This is a genomic window from Pseudomonas sp. SGAir0191 (genome assembly GCF_002812565.2).
Taxonomy (GTDB): Bacteria; Pseudomonadota; Gammaproteobacteria; order Pseudomonadales; family Pseudomonadaceae; genus Aquipseudomonas; species Aquipseudomonas parafulva_B.
The window spans coordinates 2,510,873-2,530,706 of the sequence record NZ_CP025035.2 but is presented as its reverse complement, the minus strand read 5'-3'; the positions used below and the strand labels follow the sequence as shown (position 1 = coordinate 2,530,706).

Below are 19,834 nucleotides of genomic sequence, written 5' to 3'. Positions count from 1 at the left end.
CGGCTGTCCGCATCGTCAACTGCGCCTGTTCGAGTCGGCGGCGGCGCTCGCCAGCAGCAGGCCCACCTGTTCGACCAGTGCGGCCAATGCGAAGGGCTTGCACATCACCGCACCCCTGTGCGACATGGCGATGCCCTCTTGATCAGCGTAGCCAGTGATGTAGAGCAGGGCTGCCGAGTCGGGCAGGGCGGTTTCCAGCTGCTTGCCACTGACTCTCCCAGGCAAGCCGATGTCGGTGATCAACAGCGATGGCTGCAGGCCTGCCCTTAACGCTTCCAAGGCCTGCGACCCCTCGGTGAAGGCGCGCACCTCCATCCCCTGATCAATGAGCAGTTCCTCTATCACCAGCCGCAATGTGTCTTCGTCCTCCACCAGCATGACCAGATGCTTGTCCTGCTGGGGAGGGCAGAAGGGCGTTGATACCTTGTCAATGCTCGCAGCGACCTGGCCTGTGTCCTTGGGTAGATAGAGGTCTACGCAGGTTCCTTGCCCCGGCGTACTGGTGATCTTCACCTGCCCCTCGGATTGACGAATGAAGCCATAGACCATGGGGAGCCCTAGTCCCGATCCCTGGCCAAGTGGCTTGGTGGTGAAAAACGGTTCCATCGCACGTTCTGCCACATTGCTGCTCATTCCCACGCCGTTGTCACTGACAGAAATCCTGACGTAATCGCCGACAGGCAACTGAAGTCGTTCGGCCAGTGAAGGGGATACCCGCACGTCACTGTTGCGAATGACTAGCGCGCCGCCCAACGGCATGGCGTCGCGTGCATTGATGCACAGGTTGAGCAATGCGTTTTCCAGCTGGGAAGGGTCAATCTGGACAAGCCACTGTCCAGGCTTGGTGAGGTCCTGGAACTCGATGCTAGCGTGCAACGAGCTCTTGATGAGATCGTGCATGCTGGTCACCAACTCATGGACGTCGACGGTCTGCGGGCTCAGTTTCTGTTGCCGAGCGAACGTCAGCAGTCGTTGCACCAGCGTGGCCGCTCGCTTCGTATCCTGTCTGGCCAACCCCATGAGCCTGGCAGCATCCGGATAGCGACCTTCGGTTTGTCGCTGAGCGGCAACCTCCAGCGCCCCCATTATGCTGCCGAGCAAATTGTTGAAGTCATGGGAGATACCGCCGGTCAGCTGTCCGATAGCCTCCATTTTCTGGGACTGGCGTAGGGTTTCTTCCACTTGCTCAAGGCGCTGCTGTTCAGCGACGCGCTCAGTGATGTCGTAGGCGAACATGAAACCACCCTGCACGACCTGGTCGGCATCGAGCAGCGGGTTATAGCGTACCTCGTAGTGACGGACATTCCCTTCCAGGCCAACGGCAACGGTGTCCACGAAAGACTCACCCGTCATGATTCTTGGCCACAGCCCGCTCAGTTGCTTGACGATATCCGGCTGGTCGGCGATGAAGTCGGGGATGTACTCACCGACCATGGGCACCAGGCCGCGCCAGCGCTTGAAGGTTTCCTGCGCGGTGCGGTTGATCGCCAGCAGCCTGAAGTTGCAATCGGCCGCGAATACGTTGGCAACGCTGTGATCGACCAGCTTGCCCAGCAGCTTTCGACTGGCAAGCTCCCTGTCCACTTGCTGCGCCAGTTCCTGGTTGAGCGCCTGCAACTGATGGATGTCAGCGTTTTCGTCGGGCCTGCCGGTGAACAGAACCAGCAATATCCGCTCGCAGGCGGGCTCGAGGCGGCTGACTTTCAAGGTCAGCCACCGGTTCGAGACTGCCAGCCGCTGCTCGAAGTGCAGGGGCACACCCGTACGCGCCACCTCGGCGAAATGTGGGAGCCATTGGTCCACTTCGTCGGGGATGGTCTGCCTTGCGGTCAAACCTACCTCTTTGACATGGAGGGTGTGGCGGGCGCAGGCCTCGTTGTACATCAGGTAGCGATAGTCATTGAGTTGGCCGTGCTCATCCTCGAGCACTTGCAGGATGCACAGGCCTTCATCGATTTGCTCGACGACGGCGTCATAGGCAGCAGCTTTCAGGCGCAGCTGCTCGTGCTCGGCCTCGAGCTCAAGCAGCCTGGCCTGCAGCGCTGCGCGGTCATCCAGGGGCGTTGGTGATGTCATGCGGGCGATTCGGCTTGGAAATTTCGACAACTATAGCCGTGTGTGCATGAAGGGTTGAACGCAGACCTCAGAAAGAACGAATTATCCGCCCCAGGGTGGCCATTGCCTGCTCGGCAGCTTCGTTCCAAGGGCTGCCATAGTTGAGCCGGATGCAGTTGCCGAAGCGCCGGGTGGGCGAGAAGATCGGCCCCGGGGCAATGCTGATGCCTTGCGCCAGGGCCATGTGGAACAGCTTCAGCGCATCCATCTGTTGCGGTAGCTCCAGCCAGAGGAAATACCCTCCTGACGGTTGACTGACCCGTGTCTGTGCCGGGAAGTGACGCCCGATCGCCGCCAGCATATTGGCTTGCTGGCCTTCGAGTGCATAACGCAACTTGCGCAGGTGCCGATCGTAGCCACCGTGCTGGAGGTAGTCGGCGATAGCGGCCTGGGCGGGCATCGAGGCGCAGAGCGAGGTCATGAGCTTCAACCGCTCGACCCTCTGCGCAAACCGCCCAGCGGCGACCCAGCCGATGCGGTAGCCCGGGGCGAGGCTCTTGGCGAAGGAGCCGCAATGCATGACCAGGCCCTGGGTATCGAATGCTTTCGCAGGCTTGGGGGCCTGCTGGGCGTAGTAGAGCTCGGCGTAGACATCGTCTTCAATAAGAGGCACTTGGTGGCGTGTCACCAGCTCGACCAACGCCTGCTTCTTGGCCTCCGGCATGCTGGCGCCGACCGGGTTCTGGAACGTGGTCATGCACCACACCGCCTTGACCGGGTGCTTTTGCAGCGTTTGGGCCAGTACTTCCAGGTCCATGCCCTCGCGGGGATGCACGGGAATTTCCACGGCTTTGAGTTTGAGCCGCTCCAGTATCTGCAGGCAGGCATAGAACGCGGGCGCTTCGATTGCGACCAGGTCACCTGGCTGGGTGACAGCCTGAAGACAAAGGTTCAGGGCCTCAAGTGCACCGTTGGTGATCAGCAGCTCTTCCATCGGCAGCATCAGCCCGCCGACCATGTAGCGCAGGGCAATCTGCCGACGCAGTTGCGGGTTGCCGGGCGACAGGTCGGTGACCGCCACACGAGGGTCCATGGCACGGCTGGCGCTGGCCAGTGACCGGGACAGGCGCTGCAGAGGGAATAGCGAGGGACTGGGGAAGGCCGAACCGAAGGGTACCGTGTTGGGGTCCTTGATCGAATCAAGGATGGAAAAAACCAGGGCACTGACGTCCACATCAGTGGACTCGCTGATCGGGTGCAGCGCTTGGGGCTCGCTGAATTGGCGAGTGGCGTGGGCATTGACGAAGTAGCCCGAGCGCGGCCGGGCGCGAATCAGGCCACGTCGCTCCAGCAGGTAATACGCCTGGAAAACCGTGGAGGGGCTGACCCCATGGGTCTGGCTGGCGTACCGCACGGAGGGCACGCGTTCACCAGGGCCCAGTACGCCGGAGCGGATGAGTTCGGCGATGTCGTCGGCGAAGCGTTCGTAACGTTTCATTGTGGCCTTCTGTCGAAGCCTGGCAGGCAAGGGAAGAGGAGTGTAGGCGTCATCGGTTCATGGGTGCCACGAAGCGGCTGTGCGCCACGCTGCGCACCGACGCGTCGTCGCGTTCGCTGATTTCGAATGCAAGCGGCACCGAGCTGCTTTCGGGTCGGTCGGCCAGCATCGCCACCGACACCGGAATTTCGCTCATTTCGCCGGCCGATACGGTAAGCGCCGTCTGCCCCTGAAGGGTAAAGCCCTCGGCATCGAGCAACCGCAGCGCGTAGTGTTGAGTGTGCTCGGTCTTGTTGATCACCTTGAGCAGGTAGATGTTCTCGATCTGACCCAGCGCATTTTCGCGGAACAGACCACGGTCCTTGATCACATCCAGCGATACCATCGGCCGCAGGTACAACGCCACGCACAATGCACCGATCATCACCAGCAGTGCTGCGGCGTAACCGAGCAGGCGTGGTCGTAGCCAATGCGTAGTACCCCCTTGCAGGCTGTGTTCTGACTTGTACCCGATCAGCCCACGTCTGTAGCCCATCTTGTCCATCACACCGTCGCAGGCATCGATACAGGCGGCGCAGCCGATGCAGGCCATTTGCAAACCGTCGCGAATGTCGATGCCGGTAGGGCATACCTGAACGCACAAAGTGCAGTCGATACAGTCACCCAGGCCCTGGGCGCGGGCGTCGCTGCCTTTCTTGCGCGCGCCACGTGCCTCGCCACGGCGCGGATCGTAAGCCACGGCCAGGGTGTCCTTGTCGAACATCACGCTCTGGAACCGGGCATAGGGGCACATGTGCAGGCAGACCGCTTCGCGCAGCAAGCCGGCATTGAAGTAGGTGGCGGCTGTGAAGAACAACACCCAGAACAGCGCAACGCCGCCTAGTTGAAGTGTGAGCAGTTCGGCTGCCAGCGGACGAATGGGTGTGAAGTAACCAACGAAGGTCACGCCGGTGACCAGGCCTATGGCCAGCCACAGCGAATGCTTGGTGAGGCGTCGGGCGGCCTTGTCGAGGCTCCAGGGCGCTGCGGCCAGCTTGATGCGTTGGTTGCGGTCGCCTTCGGTGATTTTTTCGCACCACATGAACAACCAGGTCCAGGTGCTTTGCGGGCAGCTGTAACCGCACCAGACCCGCCCGGCGTAGACAGTGATGGCGAACAAGCCGAACGCACAGATGATCAGCAGCGCCGAGAGCAGAATGAAGTCCTGTGGCCAGAAGGTCGCGCCAAAGATGTGGAACTTGCTGTTGCCCAGGTCCCACAGTACCGCCTGACGACCGTTCCAGTTCAGCCAGGCAGTGCCGAAGAACAGGGCAAACAGGGCCCCGGCGAAACCGATGCGCAGCGTGCGGTACACCCCGCTGAAACTGCGCGTGTGGATGGCGGCGTCGCCGACACGGCGGGAAGGGTTGGCAGGGACAGCGGCGATCACTGAATAAGGCGTTCTATCGGTCATGGCTCCGTGCTCATCTAGCCTGGATCAGGCATGTGCACTATGGCCGTCAGTCTGCTATCAGCACAGGCTCAGCCTTGGCGATAAAAACCATATCAGTTGAGGTGCAGGCCGTGCAGCCCCTTATATGATCGAGCCTGGCGCGGTGTTCTTCAGATGCCTGCGGCTATCGACCGCACCGGCCACCGTGAGCGCATCGGCCTCGATTTCGGTGATCGGCGTGTGCATTGCACCCAGTACCGCCACTGACATGCGCAGTCGCTCGTCGGTGACGATTTCGACGTCACAAGCGGCGCCTTCGAGACGCTGCTGATCGTTGATGAGCGTGCAGCGTTGGGTTTGAGCATCGATTTCGACTGGCATGACACGTCTCCTGATGTGAGTTCGAACGGTTGACCGCAGGGTATTGAGCATCGTTGCACCCCCTTGGCTCAACGGCACTTTGCAGAGGCTCTTGGGGTCCATGAAGGTGAACAGGGAATGCAGGGCCCGGTGGTGTGGGCAGCTGTGCAGCCCATCGCCGGCAACCAGGATCGCACAAGGGCCGTGGTTGCTGTGCTGGCATTTGGGGCAAGCATGGCCCCACGACCTAGGCACCTGACGTTTGCAAAGCACTCAGCCTTTGGAGAGAACGTACAGGATGGAAACTATCTGGCACGCCATCCAGATCGAATTCGCAGATGTGACCGATGCGCACGAGGTCACACGCATTCTAATTCGCTTGTTGATGGCAGCGCTGCTCGGCGCGGTTTTGGGGTTCGAACGCGAACACCGGGGCAAATCCGCCGGGGTGCGCACGCACATGCTGGTGTCGCTCGGTGCTGCCCTGTTCGTGCTGGCGCCCAGCATGGCAGGCGCCGACGAACAGGCCCTTAGCCGCGTGATCCAGGGCATCGTCGCCGGCATCGGTTTTCTCGGAGCAGGCACCATCTTGAAAGGCAACGGACGGGACACCAGCCACGTGAAAGGGTTGACCACCGCCGCTGGCCTTTGGATGACCGCTGCCATAGGCACTGCCGCTGGGATGGGCCGGGAAGCCACTGCATTGATAAGTACGGTACTCGCGCTGCTGGTATTGGGCACGATGCCGCTGCTGGTCGAGAAGGCCGAGGGCAAGCACGAGGAAAAACAGAAGGAGGAGGGGTAAGCACTAAGGGGAGCCGAAGCTCCCCCCAAAGCGTTGCTGCTTGCTCTTTTTATTATTGGGGCTGGCCTGTTGTTGTTTTTGTCAGCCTGCCCTGGTGGTGCAAGGCCCCCATGCGGGGCCAAGAGCAAACGTATTTTTTTGAGCGCTGACCGACCTTCATCACGCATGATCCGAGTTGGCTGCTGCTACCTTGAGGTAGTTTTATTGTTCTGTGCCAATTCGCGGGGCTTGCCCCAGGAATGCGGGTCGACTCCAAAAAAATCTGCTTGCTACGCCTCTGCCGTGTTGTTCTTGTTCTGTCAGAGCCGTTCTCTATTATTTTTATTGAGTGATGCTTTGTTGTTCTTGTTATGCAAGAGATATAGCAGGTCCCGTGCCAGTTTTGAAAAACCCTTGTAAATCAATGGCATGAAGAAATTCATGAAAGCAGGACGTCGGGAAAACCTCACTGGATGTTTCCGGGATACCCGTATCTGGCTTCGTCGCCAGGCGAGCGGTAACACTTCACCCACATTGTTGTGACACCTTGATGACCTAGCGCGCCTGTCGCGCACGTGCAACGCGCGATCCATTGGCCCTTCCCAGCACCGTGCTGATGCGCTGCCCAGCCTCGATCAAGCGCTCCAGGTCGATACCGGTCTCGATGCCCAACCCATCAAGCAGGTAGACGACATCTTCGGTCGCGACGTTACCGGTCGCGCCCTTGGCATAGGGGCAGCCACCCAAACCCGCTACCGAGCTGTCGAAGGTGGTGATGCCTTCAAGAAGGCTCGCATATACGTTGGCCAGGGCTTGGCCATAAGTATCGTGAAAATGCCCCGCCAATTGCGCGCGCGGAACATCGGCTGCTATCACCTCGAACAAGCGTCGGACGTCACCAGCAGTACCGGTGCCGATGGTATCGCCCAGCGACACTTCGTAGCAGCCCATCTGGTGCAGGGCACGCGCCACCGGCAGCACCTGCTCTGCACGGATCGGGCCCTCGTACGGGCAGCCGAGCACGCAGGATACGTATCCACGCACCCGCACATCCTGGGCTCGCGCGGCCTCGATGATGGGTTCGAACCGTTCCAGGCTTTGCGAGATGGAACAGTTGATATTGCGCTGCGAGAATGCCTCGGACGCGGCGGCGAATACCGCCACCTCCTTGACGCCCGCCGCCGCGGCATCTTCGAAGCCGCGCAGATTGGGCGCCAGCGCTGCGTAGGTGACGCCTGGGCGCTGGTCGATACTGGCGAACACCTCGGCCGAGCCGGCCATTTGCGGCACCCACTTGGGTGAAACGAAACTGCCCACTTCGATGTAGGCGAGGCCAGCCGCTGTGAGGTCGTCCACCAGCCGCACCTTGTCGGCGACACTGATGGGCTGGGCTTCGTTCTGCAGCCCGTCGCGAGGGCCAACTTCTACCAGACGAACTTTTTCAGGCAAGGACATGATGAGGTTCCTGTAACGGTCAACCGTGGTCTTTATTGGCAAGCGTGCACGCCAGGGCCTGTTCACAGCGCTCCTGGGCAGTGTCCAGCTCAAGCTGCATCTGGTGGATGTCGAGCATTTGCTGTTCCAGTTGGGCGCGCCGCTCGGCGATCTTGGCCAGCATGCTGTTCAGCTGCTTGAGGTTGCCGCCCGAAGGGTCGTACAGCTCGATCAACTCACGGCACTCTGCCAGCGAGAAGCCGATGCGCTTGCCACGCAGGATAAGTTTGAGGCTGACCTTGTCCCGCGCCGAATAGATGCGCTCAAGGCCGCGTCGCTCGGGGCGCAGCAGCCCTTGCTCTTCGTAAAAACGAATGGCGCGCGTGGTGATGTCCAGTTCACGGGACAGGTCGGAAATACTGTAGGTCTGGGTACTCATACCAGGGCTCTGGGCAGGATATGCCACCATCCTGAAGCGTGCTTTACGTATACGTCAAGGTGGGCGACTGGAATCGAACCGCGCCACAACCGCGTGACCGTTGGTGGTCCCGTGCGTCGCAGTCGCGTTATCCTCGCCCAGCCTGGACGCTCAACAAAAGCGTCAGTGCACTTTTCGATTCGACAGCCTCGCATCTGTGCCAGGCCCAACGCAGGAAGCGGCTGCATGAACCCTCTCTTTCTATCCGTCAGCGCGCTGTGCCTGAGCCTGTCCTGTAACCTGGCCCAGGCCAGGCAAGCACTGCCCATAGCACCCGAACTTGGCTCCGGTTATCGCGCAGGCTTGCAGCCGGTGGCAGCCAAGCATCACATGGCCGCTGCCGCCAATCCGCTGGCCAGTCAGGCTGGACAACGCATCCTGCGCGCCGGGGGCAGTGCGCTGGATGCGGCAATTGCGATGCAACTGGTGCTGACACTCGTCGAGCCTCAGTCGAGTGGAATCGGCGGCGGCGCATTCATCCTCCACTGGGACGGGAAAAGGACCCAGGCATTTGATGGCCGGGAAACGGCGCCGTCGCAGGTGACCGAACGCCTGTTCCTCGACGACAAGGGGGCACCCATGCCATTCAGGTCAGCCCAGATTGGCGGACGGGCCGTGGGGGTGCCGGGTGTATTGCGGGCCCTGGAATTGGCGCACAAGCAGCACGGCGTGCTGCCCTGGCAAACGTTGTTTCAACCCGCCATCGAACTGGCCCGCACCGGGTTCCCAGTCTCTGCAAGGCTGCATGCGTTGCTGGAAGCCGACCCCTTCGTGGCTCGCTCGCCCAGTATGGCTGGCTATTTCCTGGACACGACGGGGCGCCCGCTTGCAGTAGGCACACGGCTGCGTAATCCCGAACTTGCCGACACGCTTGAGCAGATCGCGCAACACGGCGCGCAGGCGTTTTACAACGGCGAGGTTGCGCAGGCCATGGTGGCAGCCGTCCAAAACCACACCAACCCAGGTTATCTGTCCGCCGATGACCTGAAGCAGTACCGGGCCAGCGAGCGTGAACCTGTCTGCGGACCCTACAAAGCTTGGCAGGTTTGTGGCATGCCGCCCCCTTCATCCGGGGGCGTGGCGGTACTGCAGACCTTGGGAATACTGGAGGCATTGCAACGCAGGTCGGCCAGGGACGATCTGGCGCACCTGGCACCCGTCCCTTCGGCCACTGCTGCCACCCTGGAGGCGCCAGCACGCGCCGTGCACCTGGTCGCCGAGGCCGAGCGACTGGCTTATGCCGATCGCGCCCAGTACCTGGCCGACAGTGACTATGTACCCGTTCCGCTCAAGGGCCTGCTCGACCCGGGCTACCTGGCACAGCGTGCCAGTCAGGTGGGTGAGCGCAGCATGAACAAGGCCAGCCCTGGCCATCCGAACGGTGCGCTGTTGACCCTTGCGCCTGACCGATCGCCACCGCGGATAGCCACCTCCCACCTAAGCGCCATTGATGGTCGCGGCAATGCCGTGGCCATGACCACCTCGGTGGAGGGCGCATTCGGCTCGCACCTGATGGTCAAGGGCTTCTTGCTCAATAACCAGCTGACCGATTTTTCGTTCGTGCCCCAGGAGCAGGGCAGGCCAGTGGCCAATCGCGTTCAACCGGGCAAGCGGCCCCTGTCAGCCATGGCGCCTACGCTGGTGTTCTCCCGGGACGATGGGGAATTGGTAGCCAGCCTTGGCTCACCCGGCGGTTCGCAGATCATCGGTTACGTCAACAAGGCGCTCATCGCATTGCTGGACTGGCGGCTGGACCCCCAGCAAGCCGCCGGGCTGCCCAATTTTGGCAGCCGCAACGGTGCAACCGAGGTGGAATCAGGGCTGACCAGCGCTGCACTGATTCGCAAGCTCCAGGCGTGGGGCCACACCGTGACGCCGATGGATATGACCAGCGGCCTGCAAGTCATTCAGCGGGACGGGACAGGCTGGTTGGGCGGGGCGGACCCACGCCGTGAAGGTGTAGCACTGGGAGATTGAAGCCAGCGTTGCGAGCTGCCCAGGTGCGTGCTAGAAAACGGTCCTCCCATTCATTTGTCGAATACTTGCATGTCTCATAACGTGAAATCGAATAGGGCCTTGTTCGACCTGGACCTTCTGCGTGCGATCGTCGTGGTGGCCGACTGCGGCAGTTTCACCACGGCTGCCGCGCGCTTGCATTCGACCCAGTCCACCATCAGCCAGAAAGTCCGGCGCCTGGAAGACATGGTAGGGCACCGTCTACTGGTACGTGGCAACCGCGACGTGCTCCCGACCGACGCCGGGCAGACGCTGCTCGGGTACGCCCGGCATATGCTGGCCCTGAATGACCAGATGCTCGAAGCCTTGGCCGGTGCCATGGTCGGCTTCACGGTGCGTCTGGGTGTACCCGAGGACTTTGTGGGTGGATCGACCACCCATGCCCTGTCGGCCTTCAGTCGGCTCAATCCGCAGGTAAAGCTGGAGGTCACCAGCGGGCTGTGCCGGGACCTGAGCCAGGCCTACGACAATGGCGAGCTGGATCTGGTGTTGCTCAAACAACGGCGAAACAGTCGCGAAGGGGTCGCCTGTTGGCCCGAGCGTCTGCAATGGATCGACAGCGCGCGCCTGCCTGCCTTTGAACTGGACCCGGTGCCGTTGGTGACATTTCCACCACGGGGCTTGTATCGCGAGGACATGATCACCGCCATCGAGCGCAGTGGCAGGCGCTGGCGCATCAGTTTCACCAGTTCGAGCTTGAGCGGCATCCAGGCCGCGGTCGCCGATGGCATGGGCATCAGCCTGCTACCGCCGCGCGCGGCCACCGCGGAGCATCGCGTGCTGGGCGTCGAACAGGGGCTTGGCGAAGTCGACAGTTATGAGATCGTCATCGTGCACCGTCCAACCGCCGATCCGACGGTCAAGGCCCTGGCTGAAGTGCTCAAGCAGCTGTTGGCCGGTGGCAGTCTTTAAGTGTTTCAGGCTGTGGCACAAGGGAATGACTGCGCGATGATGCAGTCCCATACACAATGCGGGTATGACGTCCGCCTTCACCACGCCATGGAGAACACTATGAAAGCAGTTGTAATCGCTGCCCTGCTGGCCACCACCGGCCTGGCCCAGGCCGCCCAGACCCTCGAGCTCAAGCTGGCAGGCCCCGATGGCCCAGGCAAGTCGATCGGCACCATCAGCATCGAGCAGAACAAGTACGGAACGCTGCTTACCCCGGACCTCAAGGACCTGCCGCCCGGTGTGCACGGCTTCCACCTGCACCAGAACCCGTCCTGCGCTCCTGCGCAGGATGCGGGTAAAACCGTGCCAGCAGGCGGGGCGGGGGGGCACTGGGACCCGCAATCGACCAACGCGCATAAAGGCCCTTACGATGACAGCGGCCACCGCGGCGACTTGCCGGCGCTGTATGTAGGTGCCGATGGCAAGGCGACGTATCCGGTACTGGCACCGCGCCTGAAGGCTGAGGACTTCAAAGGCCACGCATTGATGGTGCACGCAGGCGGCGATAACCACAGCGATCACCCCGAGAAGTTGGGTGGCGGTGGCGCGCGCATGGCGTGTGGGGTGGTTGAGTAACAGCGATTTGGCGCACCCTGGCGGGTGCGCCTTGGAGACCGACGAGCAGTCTTCTGTGCTCAGCGCTTGGGGTTGAGCGTCAAGTGCACGTGACGGTTCACGTCCTTGTACAGCAGGTAGCTGAAGTTGCCAGGGCCGCCGGCATAGCAGGCTTGTGGGCAGAAGGCCCGCAGCCACATGAAATCACCGGCCTCGACCTCGACCCAGTCCTGATTCAGGCGGTAGACCGCCTTGCCTTCCAGCACGTAGAGCCCGTGCTCCATGACATGGGTTTCAGCAAACGGTATGACCCCACCTGGCTGGAACGTGACGATATTGACGTGCATGTCATGGCGCATGTCAGCCATGTCGACGAAGCGGGTGGTTTTCCAGCGGCCTTCGGTGCCTGGCATTTCGATCACGGTGGCGTTGTCGCGGTGGGTCACGAACGAAGACGGTACGTCCAGCCCTTCGACCTTCTGGTAGTGCTTGCGCAGCCAGTGGAAGGTGACATTGGCCTGGCTGTTGTTGCGCAGGCTCCATTCGGCGCCAGGCGCCAGAAACGCATAACCCCCTGGCACCAGTGTGTGGTGCTGGCCCTCGACGGTAATGTCCAGCTCGCCTTCGACGATAAACAGCACGGCTTCGGCGTTGGGGTCCAGTTCAGGCCGTTCGCTCCCGCCTTCGGGCGCCACCTCGACGATGTACTGGGAGAACGTTTCGGCGAACCCTGTCAGCGGCCGGGCAATGACCCACATGCGCATCTTGTCCCAGAAGGGCAAGTGACTGGTGACGATGTCACGCATCACGCCCTTGGGAATGACCGCGTAGGCTTCGGTGAACATGGCACGGTCGGTCAGCAGCTCGGTTTGAGCCGGGTGGCCGCCGTGGGGCGCGAAATAGGCGTGGTTCGACATGAATGCTCTCGACTTGTTGTTCTATCCCCATGCCGTGGACCGCACCGGCCGGTGCGGTGCAGGGGACGTGGGCACAGGATAGGGTGGTGCGCCGAGCATCTACAAATTAAATGTTGGAATACCCGGTATTTGGTTGCTGAATGCTCACGCGGCTGCCGACATGGTGCGCCGTCAGCCGGTTTCCTTTGCCGAACAACTTGTGGCGCAAGGTGCCATCGACGTACCTGTGGGGATAGCGGCCACGGCGCTGCAGTTCAGGAACCAGCAACTCCACGACATGGGTCAGGTCGTCAGGTTGGACGGCATACGTGAGGTTGAACCCATCGATACCGGTTTGATCGACCCACGCCTCCAACTGGTCGGCGACTTCACTTGGCGTACCGATCAGGACGGGGCCGCGTCCTCCTAGCCCGATGAATTGCGCCGCCTCGCGCACGGTCCATTGGCGGCTAGGATCCGCCGCCGTGAAGGCTGCCAAGGCCGCACGGCCCGCATCGTTTTCCACGTACTGGATTGGCGCGTCAGGGTCCAGGCCATCCAGGTCGATTCCGGTCCAACCTGACAGCAGTGTCAGGGCTGCTTCGATGTCGACGTAACTGCGGTATTGGTCAAAGCGTGCCTGAGCCTGCTCGTGAGTGGGCGCGACGATCAGCAACGCCTGGGCATAGATCAGCACCTCATCACGGGCACGTCCCGCCGCTTCGCTGGCCTGACGCACGCCATCGGCGTAGCGCCGCAGAACGGTGGGTGTCGGCCCGCTGATGAACACGCATTCGGCATGCTTGGCGGCAAACTGCTGACCGCGCGCCGACGCGCCTGCCTGAAACAGCACGGGGGTGCGTTGCGGCGATGGCTGGCAGAGGTGCATGCCGGGTACCTGGAAATGCGCGCCGGCGTGGCCGATGGGGTGCACACGGGTTGGCTCGACGTAGCGGCCCGTTTCACGGTCCAGCACCAGGGCATCGTCGTCCCAGCTCTTTTCCCAGAGCTTGTAGAGCACCTGCAGATACTCCTCGGCCAAGTCATAGCGCAGGTCATGCCCCAGTTGTCGGTCGAGCCCAAGGTTACGCGCGGCACTGTCCAGGTAGCCGGTGACGATATTCCAGCCCACGCGCCCGTCACTGAGGTGGTCGAGTGTGGACATGCGCCGTGCAAAGGGATAGGGGTGCTCGTAGGTCAGCGAGAAGGTGACCCCGAAGCCCAGGTGCTCGGTCACAGCGGCCATGGCCGGGATCAACAGCATCGGATCGTTCACCGGCACCTGGACGCCGCCGCGCAAGGCCGGGTGCGGGCTGCCTTGATAGACGTCATAGATGCCCATGACATCGGCAATGAACAGTGCGTCGAACAGACCGCGTTCGAGTAGCCTGGCCAGCTCGGTCCAGTAAGCCAGGCGGTTGAAATCGGTGCTGGTGTTGCGCGGGTGGCGCCACAAGCCAGGCGATTGGTGGCTGGCAGCGTTCATGCTGAAGGCGTTGAAGCGTATAGGGCGGGGCATGTTGAGCTGGCCTCAAGGCAGCACGGAAGCAGGGTAAACCGCTTCGGCTACGTTCAGTTTGCGGGGGATCAGGCCAAGCCCTTGGAAGGTGTCGGCCAGCTTCTGTTGTTCGGCAACGATCTCTGGGGTCACTGGCACAGCGTTGTAGTTGCGTCGTTGACTTGCTACTTCCAGAACATCGGCGTTGATGCCAAGCTGCGGCGCCAGCAAGGCGGCGACGTCGCCGGGTTTGTCATTGGCCCACTGGCTGGCTTTGGCCAGTTCGCTGAAGAATATTCTGAGCAACGCCTTGTGGCTGTCCGCGAAGCGGGCGGTGGACAGGTAGAAGGTGCGGTTGTTGGTCAAGCCGGTCCCGTCACGCAGGTTTTTCAGCCCTGGCTGCCGCTCGGCTGCAGCCAGGAATGGGTCCCACAGTGTGGCGGCCTGAACGCTGCCTGACTGCAGCGCGGCTATCGCGTCGGCTGCGTTATTGACGTAGGCCGGGGTGATGTCCTGGTAACTCAGGCCTGCCTGTTGCAAGGCGACGGCCAGCAAGTACTGGGCATTCCATCCCCGGCCAGTGGCCACGCGCTTGCCCTTCAGATCGTGCACATCGTTCAGAGGGTCCTGCTGGCGCACCACCAGGCCGATCCCACGCGGATAAGGCTGTTCAGCGGCCAGGTAGACCACGGGTTTGCCGGCCGCCTGGGCGAACACCGAAGGCGCATCGGCCGCGTGTCCCACGTCGATGGCACCGGTACTCAGCGCCTCGAGCAACTGTGGACCGGCGGCAAACTCATGCCAGCTGACGCTCACCCCTTGCGGGGCAAGGGCTTTTTCCAGTGCGCCGCTGCCTTTGAGGATGTTGAGGCTGTTGAATTTCTGGTATCCGATGCGCAGGGTGCTGTTTTCTTGCGCCTGGGCCGGTGCGGCTATCAGCAGGGCGCCGGCAAGCGAGGCCAGTAGTGCTCCCAGTGCTCGCCGGCGTAGTGATGAAAAGAGAGGGTGGGGCATGGCGCGATCCTTGATGTGCGATAAGTGGGAGCACCAGAACATAAGCACCTGACCGCGCTGCTTCAATTTCTTTATTACTAATTATTAGACTTTTTAGTTATTTTTATATCCTTTTGTTTTGTAATCAGGTGTCTGCTTCCGACATTTTTTTCACATCCCCTTGCTAGCATTCCTTGCAGAATCAAGGAGTTCTCCATGCCCACCTTTCTGCGCAAACCCCTCACCCGCATCGTGCTCACCGCTACCACCGGCCTTGTAGTGGCAACGCTCGGATTTTTCGCCTGGCAAAGCTTCTACCCCGTGCAGGCCGCTTCGGGTTGGCAGGTGGAGGTCGCGCACCGCAACGTGGACAAGGCTGCGTCGCTGCTTCCCCAGGCCGACGGCAGTCTGCTGGTAAGCCAGGAGCTGGACGATGGTCGGGGCAGTATTCTCAAGATTGCGCCCGACGGTGAGCGCGAAGTGCTCGTGGACCAGCTGTCCAAGCCCGACGGCATGGTGGCGGCCAGAGGTGGCTGGGTCTTCAGCCAGGAAGGTGGCCTGGCGCCTGTAAGTCTGGCTGTCGATGGCCACGTCACACCGCTTTTCGACGGTATTGCGGTGCAGGGCCTTTGGAACGAGGGCAACCACCTTTATGCCATCGAAGACCGCAAGGGTGATGGCCGCTTGCTGCGCTATGACTGGCGCAGCGGCCAGGTGGACGTGCTGCGTTCGGGCCTGACCGAAGCGGAAGGTTTGACACGATGCGGGGATGGCCGGCTGCTGTACACCGAGAAAGCCGACGGGCAGATACGGGCGTTGTCCAAGGATGGCAAGGACCCTGTGGTGTTCGATGGCCTCAAGAACCCCACATTCCTGTTCTGCGACCAGCGTGGTCTTTGGATCAGTGAAGACAACACTCACCGGGCACGGCTGCTGCGCATAAAGCCCGATGGGACTCGCCAGACCGTGCTGTCGTTTCTCAAGGCACCGCAGTCCATCGTGGCCGATGGCAGCGGCGGTTACTGGCTTGCAGAAGGCGGGCGGGATCGCGTGCTGCACCTGACCCCTCCACCGAAGCAGCCCGCTGCTGCGTCAGACTGACGCCACAAAAGCGCGAGCAGGTTCAGTCCCCCAGGCGCTGCTCGCGCGATGGGGGATAACCGAAATAGGCGGCGTAGCATTTGCTGAAGTGCGACACCGAGACGAAGCCGCACGCCACCGCCACCTCCATCACCGAGAGATCGGAGTACTGCAGCAGGCGGCGACTTTTGGTGATGCGAAGTTCCATGTAGTAGCGCCGTGGAGAGGTGCCGAGCTGCGCCTGGAACAGGCGGTCTATCTGGCGGCGAGAGCGGCCGCTGTAAGCCGCCAACTGGTCCAGGCTGAGGGTTTCCTCAAGGTTGTTTTCCATCAGCTCGACGATGGTGCGCAGGTGCAGACTCATCGACTTCTTGGCACCGGGGCCCACTTGGCGATAGCGGGCGCCCGAGAAGGACAGTATCTCCTCGACACCCTCTGCCAGACCGTCACCGTACAGCCGTCGTACCAGCCCCAGCATCAATTCCATCGCCCCGTTCGGGCTGGCGGCGCTCAGTCGGTCCCGGTCGAGGGTGAAGCTTGCGGGCGTGATACGCGTCTGCGGGCTGCGTTCGGCGAGGCTGGCACGTTGTTCGGGGTGAACGCTGCAGCCGTAGTCATCCAGCGCTCCGGCGCGGCCAAGAAACCATGCGCCATTCCATAGGCCGCCCAAGGCCATGCCGTGAGATGCGCAGTCCTGGAGCAAACGGTCGAGCTCAGGGTATTTGAGCGGCGTACGTAAACCGCCGCAGACCACGAGCAAGTCCAAGTGCTTGAGGGCGGTTGCCGAAAGCTCGGTCGTGATCAACTCTAGCCCCAGGTCACTGAGCACACGGTCACCGGCAAGCGACAAGGGCGTGAATTGGAAGCTGTCCGCGCGCAAAAGGTTAGCCGTGACCAGCACGTCCATGGCCACGGTGAAGCTGGCCATGGAGAAGTGTTCGAGCAAAACGAAGTCGACCCGATAGGGCGCCTCAACGCTGGCACTGCTGGTCTTTAACCGCAGCATGTTGCTGGTGCTGCTCTTTTTGCTGAACTGACGGGGTGTGGACACGCTGGACTCCGCTTCCTGGCTTCGCACCAAAGTGTGGCCGGTGCCCCTACGAAAGACAATCGGCAGGGTGGCTGGCGCCAACGTGCAGGTCGTGTTCAGGCATGCGCTGGGCGTCGGCCTGGGGCAGGCGGGTTGGATACACGCTGGCGCCGTTCAAATCGAACGGAACCCGGGGCGTCTTCGGTGAATCAATAGGGTAAGTGCCAATGGGAGGAAGCTCATGGAAATCGGAACGATTTGGTTCGTGGTGGCAATCATCTTGATTTTGCTGGAGATCTGGGCGATCTGGCACATCATGGGCAGCGATCGGCGCGCCGAGCGCAAGATGCTGTGGATTGTGTTCGTCGTGTGGGCACCGTTCCCTGGCCTGCCGATCTGGGCCTGGCGCGGGCCCCGCGCAGTCAAGGGCAAGGCAGTACTGGAAGAGAAGTGATTGCGCGCCAGGCGCGGGGGCGTCTGGCAGTCTCGCGGGTGTAGCCGCATAAATCATGTCCAAGGGCCGCTTCCGGCCCTTGACCTCAGGTTTGCTTGAGGTTGGATACTCGGCGCTCATTCCCTGAACCGAGCGCCCAAACCATGCACACCACCGCTTTTGAACTGAGCAACCCTCAATCTCTGTATGACCCCAGTGGCAACGGATACTCCCATGTGGCCGACGTGCTCTCAGGGAGCAGGCTGCTTTTCATCGCGGGTCAGGGTGGGGAGCAGGCCAGTGGGGCTCTATCCCCTGTTTTCGCCGATCAGGCGCGCCAGGCCCTTGCCAACCTGGAGCTGGCCTTGTCCAGCAAAGGGGCGGGCCTTGAGCATGTCTGCAAGCTCACCCTACTGATCGTCGACCATAGCCAGGCGCGGCTCCAGCAATGGGTGGAAGCCCTGGACCACGCGTGGGGCCAGGCCCTCAAGCCTACCTGTACGCTCATACCGGTTCCACGCCTGGCCCTGGACGGAATGCTGATCGAGGTGGATGCCGTGGCGGCGCTGCCTGTCTCCTCCCAAGGTAGGTAGCGCCATCGACTGGCTGTGTAGTAAATCTCTGCTCAGGTTTGCGCCTTCCTGCGCGATAAGCACAGCGGTTCTCAGAGGTGACCACACCATGAGCACGACCTCATCCCCGATCGAACGGCCGTTGCTGAGCGCCTGGTTCTGGCCGGCCATGTTCAGCTTGATGGCCTTCGCTGCCAACTCGGTTTTTTGCCGGCTGGCACTCAAGGATGGCGCCGTCGACGCTATCAGCTTCACCGCGCTGCGCCTGGGCAGCGGCGCCTTGTTCCTGTGGTGGCTGGTACGGCTGCGCAGTCCCTGCTCAGGCGCTGCCGGCAGTTGGCGAGGTGGCTTGGCGTTATTTTGCTACGCCTTTCTGTTCTCCGTCGCCTACCTTGATTTGAATGCAGGGGTAGGGGCATTGCTCTTGTTTGGCGCTGTGCAGCTGACCATCTTCGGCATGGCGTTGCTGCGTGGGGAACGGATCAGCCTGCGCACGTTGTCAGGCATGCTGATGGCTTTCTCAGGTCTGATCGTGTTGCTGCTGCCTGGCAGCCACGCACCCACACTGACGAGCGCCTTGCTGATGGTGGTCGCGGGTATAGCGTGGGGGATCTACACCTTGCTGGGGCAGGGATCACCTCGGCCGCTGGCCGACACGGCGGGCAACTTCATTCGCAGCGTGCCCTTGCTCGCAGTGTGTGCGCCGCTGATCGTTCTCGGTGCCGAGCTGCGGTTCTCGATGGCCGGCGTGTTCTTTGCAGTGTGCTCTGGGATTTTGGCATCGGCGGCAGGTTACGCCGTCTGGTACAGCGTGGTGCGGCGCATCAGCGCGCAACAAGCCGCCACGTTGCAACTGAGCGTGCCGGTGATCGCCGCGTTGGGTGGAATGCTCGTGATCGGTGAAACACTGTCGCTACGTGCCATGGCTGCCTGCGCGATTGTCCTGGGCGGGGTGGCCATCGCTGTCACTGCCCCCCGTCCACAGGCGCCGACACAGGCTTGAGGTAGCAGTGGCCGGCAAAGCCTGAGCGTGAGCAGGCTTGCCTAGAAGAAACTGCGCTGGGCCTTGAGGGTCACCACGCTCTCGCAATAGGTGTTGATCCCCGAATAAGCATCGCAGCCGCCACCGGTCAGGTTCGAGTCGCTGTAGATCAGGTTCAGGTCCAGGCCCAACCAGGGGCGCGACAGCTGCATGGACCAGTCGGAGAAACCGTTGACCTGGCTACCGTCGCCGATCGTGAATGGGGTGCCGAGCCGATGATGGGCCAGCTTGACCGTCAGGTCGGCGTTGAGCAGGGGGACCTGCCCGAAATCGGCATACAGGGTGCCGATCCGGTTGCTTGGGTTGTCTCGCAAGGCCCCGCCGAATCGGCTGCCCATTATGGAAATACCCCCATACAGCGCATGGCTCTCTGCACCTGCGATGTTGGGTTGGCTGTAGTGGATCACGCCGATCTCGTAACCCAAAGTACTGTCGAAGTGATGCTTGTAGCCGACGTAGTTGTCGACCCGCAGGGTGGACCCTGGCGCTACGCCCATGCTGGGCGTGTATTGCCCCACGTACCAACCACTGGTGTGACTGAAATCCAGGCCGCCGTGAAAGGCGCCGGTAGCGGCTGGGGAAATAAGCCCCTGGGCCATGCTGCGAGTAGGCGTCGTACTGAGGGTGAAGTCAAAGTCGCCCACTTCACGTTTGATCTGCTGGGCCAGGAGTGTGGGGCTCAACAGCAGGGCCGCGCTCAGCACTAGAAGGGGCCTGGTCATGGTCG

Annotated in this window: 19 protein-coding genes; 8 read left to right on the top strand and 11 right to left on the bottom strand. The window is 61.8% G+C overall.

Going from position 1 to position 19,834, the window contains the following annotated elements; all coding sequences use genetic code 11:
* Nucleotides 1-15 precede the first annotated feature (15 nt).
* The 4 genes from CWR53_RS11325 to CWR53_RS11310 all read right to left on the bottom strand — a co-directional run bounded on the left by CWR53_RS11325 (nt 16) and on the right by CWR53_RS11310 (nt 5,366).
* Nucleotides 16-1,659 (bottom strand): ATP-binding protein, encoded by a 1,644-nt coding sequence (locus tag CWR53_RS11325; protein WP_375335494.1) that lies wholly within the window; start codon nt 1,657-1,659, stop codon nt 16-18.
* Between the two features lie 484 nt (nt 1,660-2,143).
* The gene (gene mapR, locus CWR53_RS11320; protein WP_100851548.1) at nt 2,144-3,553 is read right to left on the bottom strand and encodes a GntR family transcriptional regulator MpaR; all 1,410 of its coding nucleotides are present in this window, start codon (nt 3,551-3,553) and stop codon (nt 2,144-2,146) included.
* Between the two features lie 49 nt (nt 3,554-3,602).
* On the bottom strand, nt 3,603-5,006 hold the full coding sequence (ccoG, locus tag CWR53_RS11315) for a cytochrome c oxidase accessory protein CcoG (RefSeq protein ID WP_100851547.1): 1,404 nt from the start codon (nt 5,004-5,006) through the stop codon (nt 3,603-3,605).
* A gap of 120 nt (nt 5,007-5,126) precedes the next feature.
* Nucleotides 5,127-5,366 (bottom strand): DUF3203 family protein, encoded by a 240-nt coding sequence (locus CWR53_RS11310; protein ID WP_058605420.1) that lies wholly within the window; start codon nt 5,364-5,366, stop codon nt 5,127-5,129.
* Nucleotides 5,367-5,643: 277 nt separating this feature from the next.
* Here CWR53_RS11310 and CWR53_RS11305 point away from each other — a divergent pair, with 277 nt between their 5' ends.
* Complete coding sequence (locus CWR53_RS11305) at nt 5,644-6,150, top strand: MgtC/SapB family protein (protein WP_058605421.1); 507 nt, start codon at nt 5,644-5,646, stop codon at nt 6,148-6,150.
* A gap of 534 nt (nt 6,151-6,684) precedes the next feature.
* Here CWR53_RS11305 and CWR53_RS11300 read toward each other — a convergent pair.
* Both CWR53_RS11300 and CWR53_RS11295 read right to left on the bottom strand, forming a co-directional pair.
* Complete coding sequence (locus CWR53_RS11300) at nt 6,685-7,584, bottom strand: hydroxymethylglutaryl-CoA lyase (RefSeq protein WP_100851546.1); 900 nt, start codon at nt 7,582-7,584, stop codon at nt 6,685-6,687.
* 19 nt (nt 7,585-7,603) lie between these two features.
* Complete coding sequence (locus CWR53_RS11295; RefSeq protein ID WP_028687491.1) at nt 7,604-8,002, bottom strand: MerR family DNA-binding transcriptional regulator; 399 nt, start codon at nt 8,000-8,002, stop codon at nt 7,604-7,606.
* Nucleotides 8,003-8,227: 225 nt separating this feature from the next.
* Between CWR53_RS11295 and ggt the strand changes: the two genes are divergently transcribed.
* From ggt to sodC, 3 genes are all read left to right on the top strand, one after another.
* Entirely contained in the window at nt 8,228-10,018 is a 1,791-nt protein-coding gene (gene ggt / locus CWR53_RS11290; RefSeq protein WP_100851545.1) for a gamma-glutamyltransferase, read from the top strand.
* Nucleotides 10,019-10,087: 69 nt separating this feature from the next.
* The gene (locus CWR53_RS11285; RefSeq protein WP_058605424.1) at nt 10,088-10,969 is read left to right on the top strand and encodes a LysR substrate-binding domain-containing protein; all 882 of its coding nucleotides are present in this window, start codon (nt 10,088-10,090) and stop codon (nt 10,967-10,969) included.
* Nucleotides 10,970-11,068: 99 nt separating this feature from the next.
* On the top strand, nt 11,069-11,584 hold the full coding sequence (gene sodC / locus CWR53_RS11280; RefSeq protein ID WP_100851544.1) for a superoxide dismutase family protein: 516 nt from the start codon (nt 11,069-11,071) through the stop codon (nt 11,582-11,584).
* Nucleotides 11,585-11,643: 59 nt separating this feature from the next.
* Here sodC and CWR53_RS11275 read toward each other — a convergent pair whose 3' ends face one another.
* The 3 genes from CWR53_RS11275 to CWR53_RS11265 all read right to left on the bottom strand — a co-directional run bounded on the left by CWR53_RS11275 (nt 11,644) and on the right by CWR53_RS11265 (nt 14,971).
* Entirely contained in the window at nt 11,644-12,480 is an 837-nt protein-coding gene (locus CWR53_RS11275; protein WP_058605425.1) for a bifunctional allantoicase/(S)-ureidoglycine aminohydrolase, read from the bottom strand.
* 106 nt (nt 12,481-12,586) lie between these two features.
* Nucleotides 12,587-13,978, bottom strand: a complete 1,392-nt coding sequence (locus CWR53_RS11270) for an LLM class flavin-dependent oxidoreductase (protein ID WP_100851543.1) — start codon at nt 13,976-13,978, stop codon at nt 12,587-12,589.
* 12 nt (nt 13,979-13,990) lie between these two features.
* Nucleotides 13,991-14,971, bottom strand: coding sequence for an aliphatic sulfonate ABC transporter substrate-binding protein (locus CWR53_RS11265; protein ID WP_100851542.1), 981 nt, complete (start codon nt 14,969-14,971; stop codon nt 13,991-13,993).
* Between the two features lie 195 nt (nt 14,972-15,166).
* On the opposite strand from CWR53_RS11265, the gene CWR53_RS11260 reads away from it, so the two are divergent.
* A complete protein-coding gene (locus CWR53_RS11260) occupies nt 15,167-16,051 on the top strand; it encodes a hypothetical protein (RefSeq protein ID WP_100851541.1) in 885 nt (294 codons plus the stop codon).
* A 22-nt stretch (nt 16,052-16,073) separates the two neighbouring features.
* Here CWR53_RS11260 and CWR53_RS11255 read toward each other — a convergent pair whose 3' ends face one another.
* A complete protein-coding gene (locus CWR53_RS11255; RefSeq protein WP_027914899.1) occupies nt 16,074-17,081 on the bottom strand; it encodes a GlxA family transcriptional regulator in 1,008 nt (335 codons plus the stop codon).
* 220 nt (nt 17,082-17,301) lie between these two features.
* Here CWR53_RS11255 and CWR53_RS11250 point away from each other — a divergent pair, with 220 nt between their 5' ends.
* The 3 genes from CWR53_RS11250 to CWR53_RS11240 all read left to right on the top strand — a co-directional run bounded on the left by CWR53_RS11250 (nt 17,302) and on the right by CWR53_RS11240 (nt 19,068).
* Nucleotides 17,302-17,514 carry a PLDc N-terminal domain-containing protein gene (locus tag CWR53_RS11250; RefSeq protein ID WP_023535666.1) on the top strand — a complete coding sequence of 71 codons (213 nt, stop codon included), beginning with the start codon at nt 17,302-17,304 and terminating at the stop codon, nt 17,512-17,514.
* A gap of 143 nt (nt 17,515-17,657) precedes the next feature.
* Nucleotides 17,658-18,086 (top strand): RidA family protein, encoded by a 429-nt coding sequence (locus tag CWR53_RS11245; protein WP_058605429.1) that lies wholly within the window; start codon nt 17,658-17,660, stop codon nt 18,084-18,086.
* A gap of 88 nt (nt 18,087-18,174) precedes the next feature.
* Nucleotides 18,175-19,068 carry a DMT family transporter gene (locus CWR53_RS11240; RefSeq protein ID WP_100851540.1) on the top strand — a complete coding sequence of 298 codons (894 nt, stop codon included), beginning with the start codon at nt 18,175-18,177 and terminating at the stop codon, nt 19,066-19,068.
* Between the two features lie 41 nt (nt 19,069-19,109).
* Here the strand turns inward: CWR53_RS11240 and CWR53_RS11235 are convergent, their stop codons facing one another.
* Nucleotides 19,110-19,829: a TorF family putative porin gene (locus CWR53_RS11235; protein ID WP_100851539.1), complete on the bottom strand. Its 720-nt coding sequence runs from the start codon at nt 19,827-19,829 to the stop codon at nt 19,110-19,112.
* Between the last annotated feature and the right edge of the window lie 5 nt (nt 19,830-19,834).

Bases quoted from the DNA above. Each gene is read 5' to 3' on its own strand.
- mapR (WP_100851548.1), bottom strand. From the start codon at position 3,553: ATGAAACGTTACGAACGCTTCGCCGACGACATCGCCGAACTCATCCGC.
- CWR53_RS11305 (WP_058605421.1), top strand. From the start codon at position 5,644: ATGGAAACTATCTGGCACGCCATCCAGATCGAATTCGCAGATGTGACC.
- CWR53_RS11300 (WP_100851546.1), bottom strand. From the start codon at position 7,584: ATGTCCTTGCCTGAAAAAGTTCGTCTGGTAGAAGTTGGCCCTCGCGAC.
- CWR53_RS11250 (WP_023535666.1), top strand. From the start codon at position 17,302: ATGGAAATCGGAACGATTTGGTTCGTGGTGGCAATCATCTTGATTTTG.
- CWR53_RS11245 (WP_058605429.1), top strand. From the start codon at position 17,658: ATGCACACCACCGCTTTTGAACTGAGCAACCCTCAATCTCTGTATGAC.
- ggt (WP_100851545.1), top strand. From the start codon at position 8,228: ATGAACCCTCTCTTTCTATCCGTCAGCGCGCTGTGCCTGAGCCTGTCC.
- CWR53_RS11235 (WP_100851539.1), bottom strand. From the start codon at position 19,829: ATGACCAGGCCCCTTCTAGTGCTGAGCGCGGCCCTGCTGTTGAGCCCC.
- CWR53_RS11310 (WP_058605420.1), bottom strand. From the start codon at position 5,366: ATGCCAGTCGAAATCGATGCTCAAACCCAACGCTGCACGCTCATCAAC.
- CWR53_RS11260 (WP_100851541.1), top strand. From the start codon at position 15,167: ATGCCCACCTTTCTGCGCAAACCCCTCACCCGCATCGTGCTCACCGCT.
- CWR53_RS11270 (WP_100851543.1), bottom strand. From the start codon at position 13,978: ATGCCCCGCCCTATACGCTTCAACGCCTTCAGCATGAACGCTGCCAGC.
- ccoG (WP_100851547.1), bottom strand. From the start codon at position 5,006: ATGACCGATAGAACGCCTTATTCAGTGATCGCCGCTGTCCCTGCCAAC.
- CWR53_RS11240 (WP_100851540.1), top strand. From the start codon at position 18,175: ATGAGCACGACCTCATCCCCGATCGAACGGCCGTTGCTGAGCGCCTGG.
- CWR53_RS11285 (WP_058605424.1), top strand. From the start codon at position 10,088: ATGTCTCATAACGTGAAATCGAATAGGGCCTTGTTCGACCTGGACCTT.
- CWR53_RS11295 (WP_028687491.1), bottom strand. From the start codon at position 8,002: ATGAGTACCCAGACCTACAGTATTTCCGACCTGTCCCGTGAACTGGAC.
- sodC (WP_100851544.1), top strand. From the start codon at position 11,069: ATGAAAGCAGTTGTAATCGCTGCCCTGCTGGCCACCACCGGCCTGGCC.
- CWR53_RS11275 (WP_058605425.1), bottom strand. From the start codon at position 12,480: ATGTCGAACCACGCCTATTTCGCGCCCCACGGCGGCCACCCGGCTCAA.
- CWR53_RS11265 (WP_100851542.1), bottom strand. From the start codon at position 14,971: ATGCCCCACCCTCTCTTTTCATCACTACGCCGGCGAGCACTGGGAGCA.